Here is a 13,455-nt window from a genome sequence, read left to right as displayed (position 1 = left end):
CGGCAGTGCCGGCGCGGGGCAGGGCCCGCCACAGGTCTGTCTCCGGATCTCTGCACCTCTGCGCGAGGTCAGCTGCCCGGTGATGAGTTCACGCTATTCCCCGAAGAGGCCGAACGGACCGCTCCTGGACGTCGCCTCACTTCCGTCGGCGGTCGTCCTCCGAGGAGCGGCTCGTCTCCAGCCAGGACCGTGCCGGTTCTGCCGGGCGGGTGGTGTCCACGGTGAGCTGGAGGCGGGTCCCTCCCTGGCTGTCCGCGGGATAGCTGCGCTGCTCGGAGGCGGCGAAGCACTGGCGGAGAACCTCCGCGACGCGACGGGCGACCTCGGGGGAGGCCGCGACGATACGTACCTCGGCGTGCCCGTCCGGGGGTGTTTCCGTGGGCTGCATGGCGACCTCGTTGTTCGGGCACAGATGAGCGGACCGATCTTTCACTCTACTTTCCTTACAGGCAGGCAGGCAGGCAGGCGAGTGCGATGTCCGACTCCGGCTCCCCGGGTGTGACCAGGCTCCTGCCGGACGCCGTCCACCAGGCCCTGAAACCCGCGACGGCTGTCGTACGGCTGGAGACCGCACGACCGCCGGGGTGTTCTCGACGGAGCATGGTGGCAGCGGTTGAGACGTTGCACTGCGAGTGAATCAATAATATCTGTGCCCGAGAGGTCAGAGTTTTCCGGACCACGCAGTACGAGTTTTTGCCGCGACGAGCAGAGTGGAATTATCCAACGCACACTGAACGTTCCGGCGTGCTACTGTCGATCCCAGTTGCAGTTGTGGTTCCCAAACTTCAAGTGCCCCCGCCACGCTTTTGCCGATCGGGAGCACTTTTGTATTTCCGGTCATTTCCGGGCGGGGTAATCATCGCGGCGACACGGCGTCCGCGCAGTGCGGACGCCGATGCACTGCCCCAAAGGAGATATGACATGGCTGCTGGTACCGTGAAGTGGTTCAATGCGGAAAAGGGCTTCGGCTTCATCGAGCAGGACGGTGGTGGCGCTGACGTGTTCGCCCACTACTCGAACATCGCCGCGCAGGGCTTTCGTGAGCTGCTCGAGGGCCAGAAGGTGAACTTCGACATCGCGCAGGGCCAGAAGGGCCCGACGGCCGAGAACATCGTTCCGGCCTGACGCTCACGCACCATCTGTAGTTGGGGCCCGCATCCTTCGGGGTGCGGGCCCCAGCTGCACGCGTATCCCGCAGCGGTTCTCACCCGCGGGACGCCCCGTAGGAACCCGCAGTACCACCACAAGCGGTTCCTCTCCCAGAGCCCAGGCGCGTCCTGAAGCGCTGCATCGCAGCGGGCGCCCGGATCGCAAGGTCCCCATCGCGTCACCAATTTCAGCACCTGTGTCCACGGATGTTTCCGCCGGTCAGATCTGCTTTCTTTTGTCACCGGTCCATACTTGTAATTCTCCAGGCCATTCATCGCGGCGGGAATTCCTTGATATGTGCCACATCGAGGAAGGTTCCGCATGAACCGCACGTACACGAACGACCGCCCCGCCCGCACCCGTGACGGCCGTGCCGATGCCGGAAGGGGCGGCAGCGGCTACGGCTCGCAGGCACCGCGCCGTACCGGCGGGCCCGTCCGCTCCGGCGGTTACGGCCGTCGGCCCGGCGCCGTGCAAGGTGAGTTCGCGCTGCCCAGGACGATCACCCCCGCGCTGCCCGCCGTCGAGGGCTTCGCCGATCTCGACATGCCCGAGCAGCTCCTGACCGAACTCGGCCGGCAGGGTGTGACCGCACCGTTCCCCATCCAGGGAGCGACGTTGCCGAACTCCCTGGCGGGCCGTGACGTCCTGGGCCGCGGCCGCACCGGTTCCGGCAAGACCCTCGCCTTCGGCCTCGCCCTGCTCGCCCGCACCGCCGGACAGCGTGCCGAGCCCCGCCAGCCGCTGGGGCTGATCCTCGTACCCACGCGTGAGCTGGCACAGCAGGTGACCGACGCGCTGACCCCGTACGCCCGCTCCGTGCGGCTGCGGCTGGCGACGGTGGTGGGCGGCATGTCCATCGGCCGACAGGCCGGCGCACTGCGCACCGGCAGTGAGATCGTCGTAGCGACACCGGGACGGCTCAAGGACCTCATCGACCGCGGCGACTGTCGGCTGAACCACGTGGACGTCACCGTGCTGGACGAGGCCGACCAGATGGCCGACATGGGCTTCATGCCCCAGGTCACCGCGCTGCTCGACCAGGTGCGGCCGGAGGGGCAGCGCATGCTGTTCTCCGCCACCCTGGACCGCAACGTCGACCTGTTGGTACGCCGCTACCTGACCGACCCCGTCGTGCACTCCGTCGACCCGTCGGCCGGTGCGGTCACGACGATGGAGCACCACGTCCTGCACGTCCACGGCGCCGACAAGCACGCCGCCACGACCGAGATCGCCGCCCGCGACGGCCGCGTGATCATGTTCCTGGACACCAAGCACGCGGTGGACCGGCTGACCCAGGACCTGCTCAACAGCGGGGTGCGGGCCGCCGCGCTGCACGGCGGCAAGTCGCAGCCCCAGCGCACCCGCACGCTGGCGCAGTTCAAGACGGGGCACGTCACCGTGCTGGTGGCGACCAACGTCGCGGCGCGCGGAATCCACGTCGACAACCTTGACCTGGTCGTCAACGTCGATCCGCCGACCGACCACAAGGACTACCTCCACCGCGGCGGCCGTACCGCCCGCGCCGGCGAGTCCGGCAGCGTCGTCACCCTGGTCACGCCGAACCAGCGCCGTGGCATGGTCCGTCTGATGTCGGACGCCGGAATCCGGCCGCAGACCACCCAGGTCCGCTCGGGCGACGAGGCCCTGAGCCGGATCACCGGCGCCCAGGCCCCGTCCGGCATCCCGGTCGTCATCACCGCACCGGTGGTCGAACGCCCCAAGCGCAGCGCCACCTCCCGAGGTCGCCGCCGCCCCGCCTCGGCGACCAGGCGCACCCCCGGACGCCAGTCCGGCTTCGGCGCGGTGGCCTAGACCTTTAGTGATCAGGAAGCCGGCCCATCTCCGCAGGAGGCACGCTTTGACGCTGGTTCAGACAGAGTCCCGCCCGGCGGACGCCGACCCCGCGCACAGGACAGCGGTAGAGGTCATGGACGCGGCCGGACCGCAGGTCTGTGACGACATGAGCGTCGAGGTGGCGCTGGCCGTCATGGCCGCCGCACGCACGGTCCGGCTGGTCGTCTGCGACCAGGACGGCCAGTGCACCGGCCTGGTCACCCATGCCGAACTCGCCGCCGTCCGTGACAGCTCCGACTACACGGACCGTGTCCGCCTGCGCGACATCCTCGGCGACCACGGTTCGTTCGCCTCACCCGTGACCACGATGGCCGAAGCCGAGCACGCGATGCGCACCCGTCGGCTCGGTGTCCTGCCGGTGGTCGACGAGCAAGGCAGCGCCCTGGGCATCGTCGCCCTCTCCCGCTGAAACACCTGGCCCCCTGGCCCCTGGTCGGACCGTTCTTCCCTTCTCTCTGTGAGGCCACATGCGCTGCGTCATCGCCCGCTTCCCCTTCGAGCTCACCAAGGCCGGCGTGCTGGAATCGATGAAGGGCATCAAGCCCGAACCGGTCACCGGCCAATCGGTGATCATCGGCCGCCGCCACTACCCCGTCAAGCAGGTCGGCCAGGTCATCACGCGCCAGGACCGCCGTGACTTCAGCGCCGCCGAAGTCCTGCGAGCCATGGCTCAGCTCGGCTTCACCTGCCGCGCCGTTCCCAAGGCAGCGCCCCTGGGAATTCTCAGCACGATGCAGCACGCTTCCGCGATGCTCGGCACCCCCGTCACGGCCTGATCGGGTAAACAGACACGAGCCGACACCTGAGCAGCGATGTGGGCCCGACCGGTACGCCGGTCGGGCCCACACCGTGTGCAGCGGGTTCCCGTCACCGTTGCCCTGCAGGATCCGGGCGACAGGGAACTGCAGACGCGTGGGGCCGACATCGTCCTGGCCGCAGTCCCCGCCCACACCCTGCGCGTTGTGCGCATCGTCGGCCTCGACCAGCTCTTCTCCTTCCACCCGACAGCGACGCCGCTACCCGGTCCTGAGCCGTGTGGCGGTGTGGTGAGCGTCCGCGGTGTGTGTGGTGGGCACCCGGGTACGCGAGAGAACAGGGCAACCCAAAAGCACTGAATAGCGGTGAATACGGCGAAAGGGCATCGCATGGTCATCCCGCTGAGGAATCAGACGGCCGACAAGCCTGGTCGGGATGAGGGCACCCCGCTGCGCTACGGCGCGACCTGGGGGGAAGGCGCGGCCTGTGCCGCAGACGCCCGCCGGGCCCTGCGCGCCTTGCTCAGCCGCGCCCTCCGAACCGGCAGCACGGCCGTGCCGACCGCCTTGGCCGTCGACGCCGAACTTGCCGCCAGTGAGCTGGTAACCAACGCCGTCCGGCATGCTCCGGGCCCCTGCGGGATGACCCTGCAGCTGTCCAGCGACGAGTTGACGATCACCGTGTGGGACAGCTCCACCGAGAAGCCGGCGGCGAAGAAGGCTGACCCGCGCCGCATCGGCGGTCATGGGCTGCACCTGGTGCACACGGTCAGCGACAGGGTCGTCGTCGCACTCCGTGAAACGGGAAAACGGATCACCGCCCATCTGCCCCTGACACCGAACCGGAGCACCACCGGTCTCGGCGAAATCGCGCTCCCGGGCTGAACGCCAGCGTCACCGGCCCGTAGCTGACAGCGAAGGCAGCATGCTCGGCGGACGACAAGCGCACCGCACCCCGCTCGGCCGCCGGCTCGTCGTGGCACCGAGGTGTGTTCTCGACCGGCACCCGCCACGGGCGCAGCGATGAGATCTGGTCAGCGGGATGACCGGTGTCCCGGCCTGTGAGGTTGCGGGTCTTCACATGCTCCCGTGATGGGCATTCGCCCTCTGCGGGCCTATGTCTGCTCGGCTGAATCGATGTCGATGGCCCAGCAGAATGCGGTGTGTCCCCCCAGTGGAGGGGCTGGTGACGGAGTCGTTACCTGTCTTCGGAGGTGGGCTGGCTGTCGATCACGTCGGCGGCTGTGGCGTGGACAGGCAGGAGTGAGTCGACGCCGGTCATGCTGAGCATGCGCATCAGGCGGTCGGGGACGGCGGCGAGGCTGAGTGAGCCGCCCGCTCCCTGGGCCGCGTGCCAGATGCCGATGATCGCGCTGAGACCGGCGGAGTCGCAGAAGCCGACCTGTGCCAGGTCCAGGGCCAGGCGCGGGTGTCCTTGGTCGATGATTTCCAGGGCCCCGGCGCGCAGGGAGGGCGCGGTCTGCACGTCCATATCTCCGACGATCGTGGCGATGGCGAGGCCGGGGTGGGGGTAGTGAACAGTCAGGTGAAGTGTGTGGGTCACGTCGGTCATCGCTCCTGGCCGAAGTGTTCGGGTACGGCGGTGGTGTGGGCGGTGGCGGCGACGCCGGTGTCCGGCGCGGTTTCGGAGTCAGGTACGGACAGGGCCAGCAGGGCCACGTCGTCGCCGACTCCGCCGGGCAGTGAGGCCAGCAACGTGACGGTTTCTTCGACCAGGGCGGTGGCGGCCACGGGCCCTGTGCGCCGGTGGAGGAAGCCGGTCAGGCCGTCCTCGCCGAGCATGGCGCCTTGCGGAGTGTGGGCTTCGGTCAGCCCGTCGGTGTAGAGGAACAGACCCTCCCCGGGGGCCAGGGAGAAGGTGCTCTGGGCGAAGTGTGCCTGGGGGAAGGCTCCGATGAGCATGCCGCCCTTGGGGCGTACCGACTTGACCCATACCGCGCCGCTGTCGTCGGGGCGCACGTGGTAGGCCGGCGGGTGGCCGCCGGTGGCCACTGTGACGCTGAAGCCACCGTCTTCCAGAGGTGTCAGGAGGCCGAAGAGGGCGGTGCAGAAGCGGCTTCCGGCGGTGACGTCGGTGAGCAGGACGGTGTTGAGCGTGCTCAGGACGGTGACCGGTTCCGGGTCGATCTGGGCCGCGGCGCGCAGGGTGTGACGGGCCAGAGCGGTGACGGTCGCCGCCTCGGGGCCCTTGCCGCACACGTCACCGAGGAAGAACGCCCACCGGCTGCCGTCGACGGGGAAGACGTCGTAGAAGTCGCCGCCCACATCGTGTACGGAGGCGGTGTGATAGTGGCAGGCCAGCTCCAGGCCGGGCACCACGGGAAGGGCCGGGGGCAGAAGGGTGCGCTGGAGGGTGGAGGCGAACGCGGCGATGGCGGTCTTGTCCTTCTCCGCCTGTTCCCGCGCCGCCTGTTCCGCCTCCCGCCGTTCCTGCTCGTTGCGTAGTGCGCGCAGTGCCGACAGCCGCAGCTCCATCTCGTCCAGCACGATCGCGGCGAGGTCGGCCAGTGTGGCGGTGTCGTCCTCGGTGATGGAGCGCGGCTTGGTGTCGAGGACGTTGACTGTGCCCAGCCGGTGGCCGTCGGGGGTGATGATCGGTGCGGCGGCGTAGAAGCGCACACCCATCTCTCCCGCGACCAGCGGATTGTCTGCCGCCACGGGATCACGAAGGGTGTCGGGAATGACCAGCGCGTCATCGCGCAGAATCGCCGAGCCGCACAGGCCCGGATCGCGGCCGATCTCCTTGACGCCCTCCAGACCGTGTGCGGCCTTGAACCAGATGCGGTCTGTGTCCACGATCGTGACCGTGGCCACGGGGACATCGAAGAGGCGGGCGGCCATCGCCGCCACCCGGTCGAACGCACCGTCGGGCGGTGTGTCGAGGATGTCGTAGCGGCGTACCGCAGCCATACGGGCCGCTTCCGCCCCCGGATCCGGGACCAGCTCGGGGCGCCGCCCGGGCACCGGGGCTGCAGCCGCAGCGTGCTGGGTCATCGGCTTTCCTCTCTGTCGATGGACCGCGGCGAGCGGCACGAACCGACGCAGCCTAGGTCGAGTACTCGTCCGAACGCCAATGCCGCGGCAAATGCCGGATTTACTGCGGCGGAGCCCCTGCGGTGATCACCGCGGCCTGGGGCGGGCGATTCCGGCCGCCGGGGTGAGGTGTACGCATTCACTGCGGCGATGCCGGGAGGGCGGGGCGGCCGTGACCATCGGACCAGTGACCGAACTCGGGAGCGGGGGCGCGCTTCGGCTGCCGCGCGCCCGGGTGGTGCCCCTGTCCGCCCCTCCGCCGTCGTACGCCGTAGCGGTCGAGCGGTACCTCACCAGCGCCGGCATCGCGAAGTCCTCCGCGCGGACCTACCGGACCTCGCTGACGACGTGGGGATGGATGCTCGCCGATGAACCCGCCCCGACCGGCCCCGCCCGCAGGGTCACGAGGCCGCCCGTCTTTCCCGTCGCCGCGAACGTGAGCCGCTCATCTCCGGTTCGGCGCGAGGTCGTTTCGGGCGTGGCCACGCACGGCGAGGTTCATGTCGCCGCCGTCCAGCCTGGGCAATGCCGAGCTGTTATCCGATGCCTCAAGCGATACGCAGCCCGCGGGGTCTTCAACCTGGTCAGAACGGCGTCCAGCGCCCCCTCGTTATAGGGGCGTCCGTGAGACGTGAGAGGGTCAGAGGCGTGAGTGAGACACCGTCGAACACCCTGCAATACCGCTTTGACGGGCCAGAAGAGGCTCCCGTCCTGATCCTCGGTCCCTCACTGGGTACCACCTGGCACATGTGGGACCGGCAGGTCCCGGAGCTGACCCAGCAGTGGCGGGTTTTCCGTTACGACCTGCCCGGCCACGGCGGCTCCCCGGCGCACCCGGCGGGTTCCATCACCGAGCTGACCGCCCGGCTGCTGGCCACGCTCGACTCCTTCGGCGTCCAGCGCTTCGGCTACGCCGGCTGCGCGCTCGGCGGCGCCGTCGGCATCGAGCTGGCTCTGCGGCACCCGGAGCGCATCGCCTCGCTCGCGCTGGTCGCCGCCTCCCCCCGGTTCGGGACGGCGGACGAGTTCCGTCAGCGCGGTGTGATCGTGCGGACGAACGGCCTCGACCCGATCGCCCGGACCTCGCCGGAGCGCTGGTTCACCGGCGGGTTCGCCGCCGCGCAGCCCGCGATCACCGAGTGGGCCGTCCAGATGGTGCGCACCACCGACCCCGGCTGCTACATCGCCGCCTGCGAGGCCCTGGCGGGCTTCGACGTGCGACACGAACTCGCCCGGATCGGCGTGCCCACGCTCGTCCTGGTCGGCTCGGACGACCAGGTCACCGGGCCCGCCGAGGCCCGCACCCTGGTCGCCGGGATCCCGGACGCCCGGCTCGCCGTGGTACCCGGCGCCTCCCACCTGGTCCCGGTCGAGCAGCCCGCCGCCGTCACCGACCTGCTGGTGCGGCACTTCTCCACCGCCTGGCAGCCCGCCTACGACTCGACCACCGGCCAGATGGCCATCCCGGCCGCCACACTGAAACCGGTCCTGCCCGCCGCACCGCAGCTCGTACCCCAGGTCGCACCGCAGGTCACGCCCATCGCCGAGATCGCTCCGGCCGCCGCGGTGCCCCAGCCGCTCGGGCGGCCCGATCCCTACGACGCGGGACTGAAGGTCCGCCGGGAGGTGCTCGGGGACGCACATGTGGACCGGGCGCTGGCGCAGGCCGACGACTTCTCCGGGGACTACCAGGAGTTCATCACCCGCTACGCGTGGGGCGAGATCTGGGACCGGCCCGGCCTCGACCGGCGCTCGCGCAGCTGTGTCACGCTCACCGCGCTGGTCGCGGGCGGCCACCTGGAGGAGCTGGGCTTCCACGTCCGCGCGGCCCTGCGCAACGGCCTCACCCCGGGCGAGATCAAGGAGGTCCTGCTCCAGGCGGCGGTGTACTGCGGGGTACCGGCGGCGAACAGCGCGTTCCGGGTCGCCCAGCGGATCATCCGCGAGGAGACCACTCCCGAGGACTGACGGACGGCCCGGGGGCAGGATGGTGACCATGAAGCTCACGAAGAAGTCCCACGCGTGCGTGCGTCTGGAGAAGGACGGGCGCACGCTCGTCCTCGACCCCGGAGGTTTCAGCGAGGAGGACGCGGCCGTCGGCGCGGACGCGATCCTGATCACCCACGAGCACCCCGACCACTTCGACGAGGGCCGGCTGCGGACCGCGCTGGACGCCGACCCGGCCGCCGAGATCTGGACCCTGAAGTCCGTCGCCGACCAGCTCGCGGCGGCCTTCCCGGGCCGGGTGCACACCGTCGGACACGGCGACACGTTCACCGCCGCCGGCTTCGACGTCCAGGTGCACGGCGAACTGCACGCGGTGATCCACCCCGACATCCCGCGCATCACCAACGTCGGCTACCTGATCGACGGCGGGAAGGTCTTCCACCCCGGCGACGCCCTCACCGTCCCCGACCACCCCGTCGAGACGCTGATGCTCCCGGTGATGGCCCCCTGGAACAAGATCTCCGAGGTCATCGACTACGTCCGCGAGGTGAAGCCGCGGCGCGCCTACGACATCCACGACGCCTTGCTCACCGACCTGGCCCGGCCGATCTACGACCGCCAGATCGGCGCCCTGGGCGGCGCGGACCACCAGCGGCTGGCCCCGGGGGCCTCGGCGGACGTCTGAGACACGTTGTCAGAGGGGCCCGGTAGGTTGTCAGGCATGCGCATCGCGACCTGGAACGTGAACTCGATCACCGCCCGCCTGCCGAGGCTCCTCGCCTGGCTGGAGAGCAGCGGCACCGACGTGCTCTGCCTCCAGGAGGCCAAGGTCGCCGAGGCGCAGTTCCCGACGGAGCAACTGCGCGAGCTGGGCTACGAGGCGGCGGTCCACGCCACCGGCCGGTGGAACGGAGTGGCGGTGCTCTCCAAGGTCGGCCTGGCGGACGTCGTCAGGGGCCTGCCCGGCGACCCCGGGTACGACGGGAGCGTGGAGCCGCGCGCGATCTCGGCGACCTGCGGCCCGGTCCGGGTCTGGTCGGTGTACGTGCCCAACGGGCGCGAGGTGGACCACCCGCACTACGCCTACAAGCTCCAGTGGTTCGAGGCCCTCAAGGCGGCCGTGGCCGGGGACGCGGGCGGCAGCCGCCCGTTCGCGGTGCTCGGCGACTACAACGTGGCGCCGACGGACGACGACGTCTTCGACACGGCTGCCTTCGAGGGCCTCACCCATGTCACCCCGGCCGAGCGCGCCGCCCTGACCTCGCTGCGCGAGACCGGTCTGTCCGACGTGGTCCCGCGCCCCCTGAAGTACGACCACCCCTACACCTACTGGGACTACCGCCAGCTCGCCTTCCCCAAGAACCGCGGCATGCGCATCGACCTGGTGTACGGCAACGAACCGTTTGCCAAGGCTGTGCAGGACGCCTACGTCGACCGCGAGGAGCGCAAGGGAAAGGGCGCTTCCGATCACGCTCCGGTGGTGGTGGACCTGGAGGTGTAAGTGTCAACCTGGGTCCATGAACATCCCCTTTCTGGGCAACAGGCACGCCAAGACCGGTGGCGTGCCCCTGATCGCCGACCCCGATCTGCTCGCCGAGTGCGAGCTGCTGCGTGCCCAGGCGGCCGAGGAGGGTGTCACGCTCGACGACACCCCGGCCTCGCTGGAGGCCCTCGACCAGCTGGTACCGCGCTGGCGGGACGACGAGGAGACCCTGACCTGGCTGGGCACCGACGCCGGCCTGTATCTGGGCACCGTCCTGACCCGGACCGTGCCCGGCGCGGAATGGGGGATCCGTGCGGACGGGGAGCCGGTGGTACGACTGCAGTCGGGACGGGAGTTCGAGGTCGTCGAGTCCGGCCACGACTGGGCCGAGAGCGGGGTCCCCGAGCTCTCCCAGCTCTACGCGGAGGTCGCCGAGGCCTGACCGGCGGCCGTGCGAACGGCGATCACCGCGGAGATCATCGCGGCGATCCTGGAGCGATCCCTGCTGTTCTTCGCGGTGCTGCTGGGCCTGCCCCGGTTCGGACTCGTGCTGCCCTTCCAGGTGGTCGCGGTCGTCGCGCTCGGCTGCTACACCTCGGCCTTCATCTGCGAGGCACTGCGCGCCGGCATCAACACCGTACCGAAGGGGCAGGGCGAGGCGGCCCGCAGCCTGGGCATGACCTTCGGGCAGACCCTCGGCCTGGTGGTCCTGCCCCAGGCGTTCCGCTCGGTCATCCCGCCGATCGGCTCAACCCTCAACGCGCTCGCCAAGAACTCCGCGACTGGCGGGCGCGTTCAGCGTCACCGAACTCCTCGGCACCTACAAGACCTTGAGCGAGCTCGGCTACAACATCGTCCGGCCGTTCGTCTGGATCGCCGTCGGCTACCTCGTCATCACCCTCGCCCTCAGCGCCCTGTTCAACGTGCTGGAGCGGAAGTGGGGGGGCGCCCGATGACCGAGGCCACCGCGCTCTAAGACGTTCCGGGTCCCGTCACCAGACGACGGCACACGGTGTACGGCGTCCTCTCGACCCTCGTCATCCTCGGTCTGGTCGCCTGGATCCTCCATCTCCCCTTCGACACCCAACAGTTCACGCATACGAAGTGGATGCCCTTCGCATGGCGTACGTCCTGGTGCCACAGGCCGTACGGGCCATGCTGCCCGCCATCATCAGTCAGCTCGTGGTGGCCCTCAAGGACACCTCGCTGGGCTATCTCATCACCTACGAGGAGTTCCTCCATGCCGGGAAACTGATCGCATCCGACCTCGACTACGATTTGCCCTTCATCCCTGTGGTGATGGTGATCTCGCCGATCTGCATCGGGATGTGCATGTTGCTCTCGTGGTTCGCCGGCTGGGTGGCCGGACGGGAGCAGCGCAGTCCCAAGACCGAGGCCGTCGAGGTGGCCCCGGCCGAACCAGGGACGCTGCTGCCGTAGGGGCGGCAGCCAGGGCCAGGCCCGGCCGGCGGCAGCCGGAGATCACTGCTCGCGCAGCGGAACGGACACGTACGACGGGTCGTCCACCGGCGAGGAGAAGGTCAGCTGCGCGCCGGACGGGTTGTGCTCGATGTAGAGCGGGTCCACCGTGTCGACCACCAGCGCGAGCCGGTGCCCGGCCGGCACGTCGTAGGCGGTGGAGAACAGGTCCAGGTCCACGTCGAACGACTTGCCGGGGGTGCGGTCGTACCAGGTGTACGGCGCGTTGGTGACCAGCTTGCCGAGGCCGAGCGGGCCCACGTCGTACAGGTAGGCGACGAGGGTGCCGCTCTCCTTGGTCGGGGTGAGGGTCGTGTGCAGCCGTGCCGTGCCGCGCACCCGCTGCGCGCCGCCGTACCGTTCGGACTGCCAGACGGCGGCCCAGCGGCGTGGCAGCAGCGGGATCGAGGCGACCGGCGGCAGCTGGGCGATCTGGTCGAGGAGGCCGGAGAGGAGGACGACGCCGCCGTCAGCGCCCGAGTCGACGTTCGCGTGGATCGTGGTCGAGCCGGCGAGGGCGATCTTCTTGCGGGTGGCGCCCACCGACTTCCAGTCCGGGTAACCCTCGTACCCGCCGTCGGTACGGGACTTGAGCTGGACCGGCTGCTCGCGGTCGATGCCGTTGTCCTCGCCCTTGAGGTAGTGGTCGAACCAGCGCTCGGTGTCGGTCCACACGTCGTTGGGCAGCCCCAGCAGGCCGGTCAGCTCGGCGGTGGCGTGGTCGCCGGGGCGTAGCTCCAGGCGCTTCGGGCCGGTCAGCTTCCCGTAGAAGTCGGCGTACTGGTTGGCGGGGAAGACGGAATCGCTCCAGGCGTTGGCCATGAACACGGCCGCGCCGTTCTGGTTGAGCTGGTCGACATAGGTCGCGACGGAACGTTTCGCCCCCCAGGCGATCATGTCCTGTTCCCGCTCCAGGTTCGAGGCGTAGAAGTCCTTGAAGATCTGCCGGACTTCGGGGCTCTCGCGCCCGGTGAGGGTCGCCGAGCCGTCCAGGAGGGCGGCCGCCTCGACGTGCTGGGTACGGCCCGAGTAGATCGAGTCGATCAGATCCGCCCAGCCGCTGAGCGCGCCGACCGCCTTGATCCGCTTGTCGTGCGCGGCGGCCAGCAGGCTGATCCCGGCGCCGTACGAGACCCCCGCGATGCCGATGTGCCGGGGATCGGCGGTGGTGTTGGCGAGGGCCCAGTCGATGACCTTGGACGCGTCCGCCACGTCCGGCGGACCGGCCACTTCTATCTGCCCGCCGGACTGCCAGAACCCGCGCACGTTGTAACTGAGCACGATGTAGCCGGCGTCGGCGAGCTTCTGGGCCTGGGCCAGATACTCGACCTGGGGCAGCGACCAGCTCGTGGGCAGCACGATGAGGGGGTAGCGGTGCGTGGCGTCGGCGCCCGCGGGCGTGACGACGTTGGCCTTCAGCACGGTGCCGCCGTCGCCGGTGATGTCGACGAAGCGGACGGAGGCGGCGGCCTGTGCGGCCGGTGCCAGGCCGACGACGCCGGCGGCGATCAGGGCCGCCGAGGCGGCCCCCGCGGCGGTCGTGCGCAGAGCGGCGGTGCGCATGCCGATGTGGCGGCCGGTGGTGGTGCGGCGGCTCGTTGTGGTGCGACCTCGTCCCATGGGTCACTCCTCACTCGTGTCAGTGCAAAGTGACCAGACGGTAACCGCGACCCTTTACCGTAAGTAACCCGTCGGTAAGTTACGTGCGGGTAACGATTGTTGAATGGTGCA

13 protein-coding genes and 3 pseudogenes are annotated in these 13,455 nt (G+C 69.7%); 12 read left to right on the top strand and 4 right to left on the bottom strand.

The features are described 5' to 3' along the window. Positions 1-136: 136 nt before the first annotated feature. The gene (locus tag AB0N16_RS00435) at positions 137-388 is read right to left on the bottom strand and encodes a hypothetical protein (protein ID WP_037684159.1); all 252 of its coding nucleotides are present in this window, start codon (positions 386-388) and stop codon (positions 137-139) included. 533 nt (positions 389-921) lie between these two features. Here AB0N16_RS00435 and AB0N16_RS00430 point away from each other — a divergent pair. From AB0N16_RS00430 to AB0N16_RS00405, 6 genes and pseudogenes are all read left to right on the top strand, one after another. Then, positions 922-1,125: a cold-shock protein gene (locus tag AB0N16_RS00430; RefSeq protein WP_003973099.1), complete on the top strand. Its 204-nt coding sequence runs from the start codon at positions 922-924 to the stop codon at positions 1,123-1,125. A 345-nt stretch (positions 1,126-1,470) separates the two neighbouring features. Further along, the gene (locus tag AB0N16_RS00425; RefSeq protein ID WP_365791502.1) at positions 1,471-2,964 is read left to right on the top strand and encodes a DEAD/DEAH box helicase; all 1,494 of its coding nucleotides are present in this window, start codon (positions 1,471-1,473) and stop codon (positions 2,962-2,964) included. Positions 2,965-3,010: 46 nt separating this feature from the next. Continuing rightward, positions 3,011-3,415, top strand: coding sequence for a CBS domain-containing protein (locus AB0N16_RS00420; RefSeq protein WP_365791500.1), 405 nt, complete (start codon positions 3,011-3,013; stop codon positions 3,413-3,415). 58 nt (positions 3,416-3,473) lie between these two features. After that, positions 3,474-3,782, top strand: coding sequence for an SCO5918 family protein (locus AB0N16_RS00415; protein WP_365791498.1), 309 nt, complete (start codon positions 3,474-3,476; stop codon positions 3,780-3,782). A 138-nt stretch (positions 3,783-3,920) separates the two neighbouring features. Continuing rightward, positions 3,921-4,121: pseudogene (locus AB0N16_RS00410) on the top strand (hypothetical protein); the annotation flags it as partial. Between the two features lie 30 nt (positions 4,122-4,151). Then, positions 4,152-4,646, top strand: coding sequence for an ATP-binding protein (locus tag AB0N16_RS00405; protein ID WP_365791496.1), 495 nt, complete (start codon positions 4,152-4,154; stop codon positions 4,644-4,646). Positions 4,647-4,959: 313 nt separating this feature from the next. Here AB0N16_RS00405 and AB0N16_RS00400 read toward each other — a convergent pair whose 3' ends face one another. Both AB0N16_RS00400 and AB0N16_RS00395 read right to left on the bottom strand, forming a co-directional pair. Beyond that, positions 4,960-5,325, bottom strand: coding sequence for an STAS domain-containing protein (locus tag AB0N16_RS00400; RefSeq protein WP_365791494.1), 366 nt, complete (start codon positions 5,323-5,325; stop codon positions 4,960-4,962). A 5-nt stretch (positions 5,326-5,330) separates the two neighbouring features. After that, positions 5,331-6,776 carry a GAF domain-containing SpoIIE family protein phosphatase gene (locus AB0N16_RS00395; protein WP_365791492.1) on the bottom strand — a complete coding sequence of 482 codons (1,446 nt, stop codon included), beginning with the start codon at positions 6,774-6,776 and terminating at the stop codon, positions 5,331-5,333. A gap of 687 nt (positions 6,777-7,463) precedes the next feature. Between AB0N16_RS00395 and pcaC the strand changes: the two genes are divergently transcribed. The 6 genes and pseudogenes from pcaC to AB0N16_RS00365 all read left to right on the top strand — a co-directional run bounded on the left by pcaC (position 7,464) and on the right by AB0N16_RS00365 (position 11,685). After that, entirely contained in the window at positions 7,464-8,783 is a 1,320-nt protein-coding gene (gene pcaC, locus AB0N16_RS00390; RefSeq protein ID WP_365791490.1) for a 4-carboxymuconolactone decarboxylase, read from the top strand. Between the two features lie 28 nt (positions 8,784-8,811). After that, complete coding sequence (locus tag AB0N16_RS00385; RefSeq protein WP_365791488.1) at positions 8,812-9,447, top strand: MBL fold metallo-hydrolase; 636 nt, start codon at positions 8,812-8,814, stop codon at positions 9,445-9,447. A 36-nt stretch (positions 9,448-9,483) separates the two neighbouring features. Then, positions 9,484-10,263, top strand: a complete 780-nt coding sequence (locus tag AB0N16_RS00380; RefSeq protein ID WP_365791486.1) for an exodeoxyribonuclease III — start codon at positions 9,484-9,486, stop codon at positions 10,261-10,263. Positions 10,264-10,279: 16 nt separating this feature from the next. Beyond that, positions 10,280-10,687, top strand: a complete 408-nt coding sequence (locus AB0N16_RS00375; RefSeq protein WP_365791484.1) for a DUF6278 family protein — start codon at positions 10,280-10,282, stop codon at positions 10,685-10,687. 57 nt (positions 10,688-10,744) lie between these two features. Further along, positions 10,745-11,201: pseudogene (locus AB0N16_RS00370) on the top strand (ABC transporter permease subunit); the annotation flags it as partial. A gap of 56 nt (positions 11,202-11,257) precedes the next feature. Then, positions 11,258-11,685 (top strand): annotated as a pseudogene (locus tag AB0N16_RS00365) (hypothetical protein). A gap of 42 nt (positions 11,686-11,727) precedes the next feature. Here the strand turns inward: AB0N16_RS00365 and AB0N16_RS00360 are convergent. Further along, positions 11,728-13,287: a CocE/NonD family hydrolase gene (locus AB0N16_RS00360; RefSeq protein WP_365792731.1), complete on the bottom strand. Its 1,560-nt coding sequence runs from the start codon at positions 13,285-13,287 to the stop codon at positions 11,728-11,730. Between the last annotated feature and the right edge of the window lie 168 nt (positions 13,288-13,455).

The sequence above is a fragment of the Streptomyces sp. NPDC051105 genome (assembly GCF_040682795.1).
Classification (GTDB): Bacteria; Actinomycetota; Actinomycetes; order Streptomycetales; family Streptomycetaceae; genus Streptomyces.
Note: the sequence above shows the minus strand (reverse complement) of the source record. Positions and strands in the feature narration are given on the sequence as shown.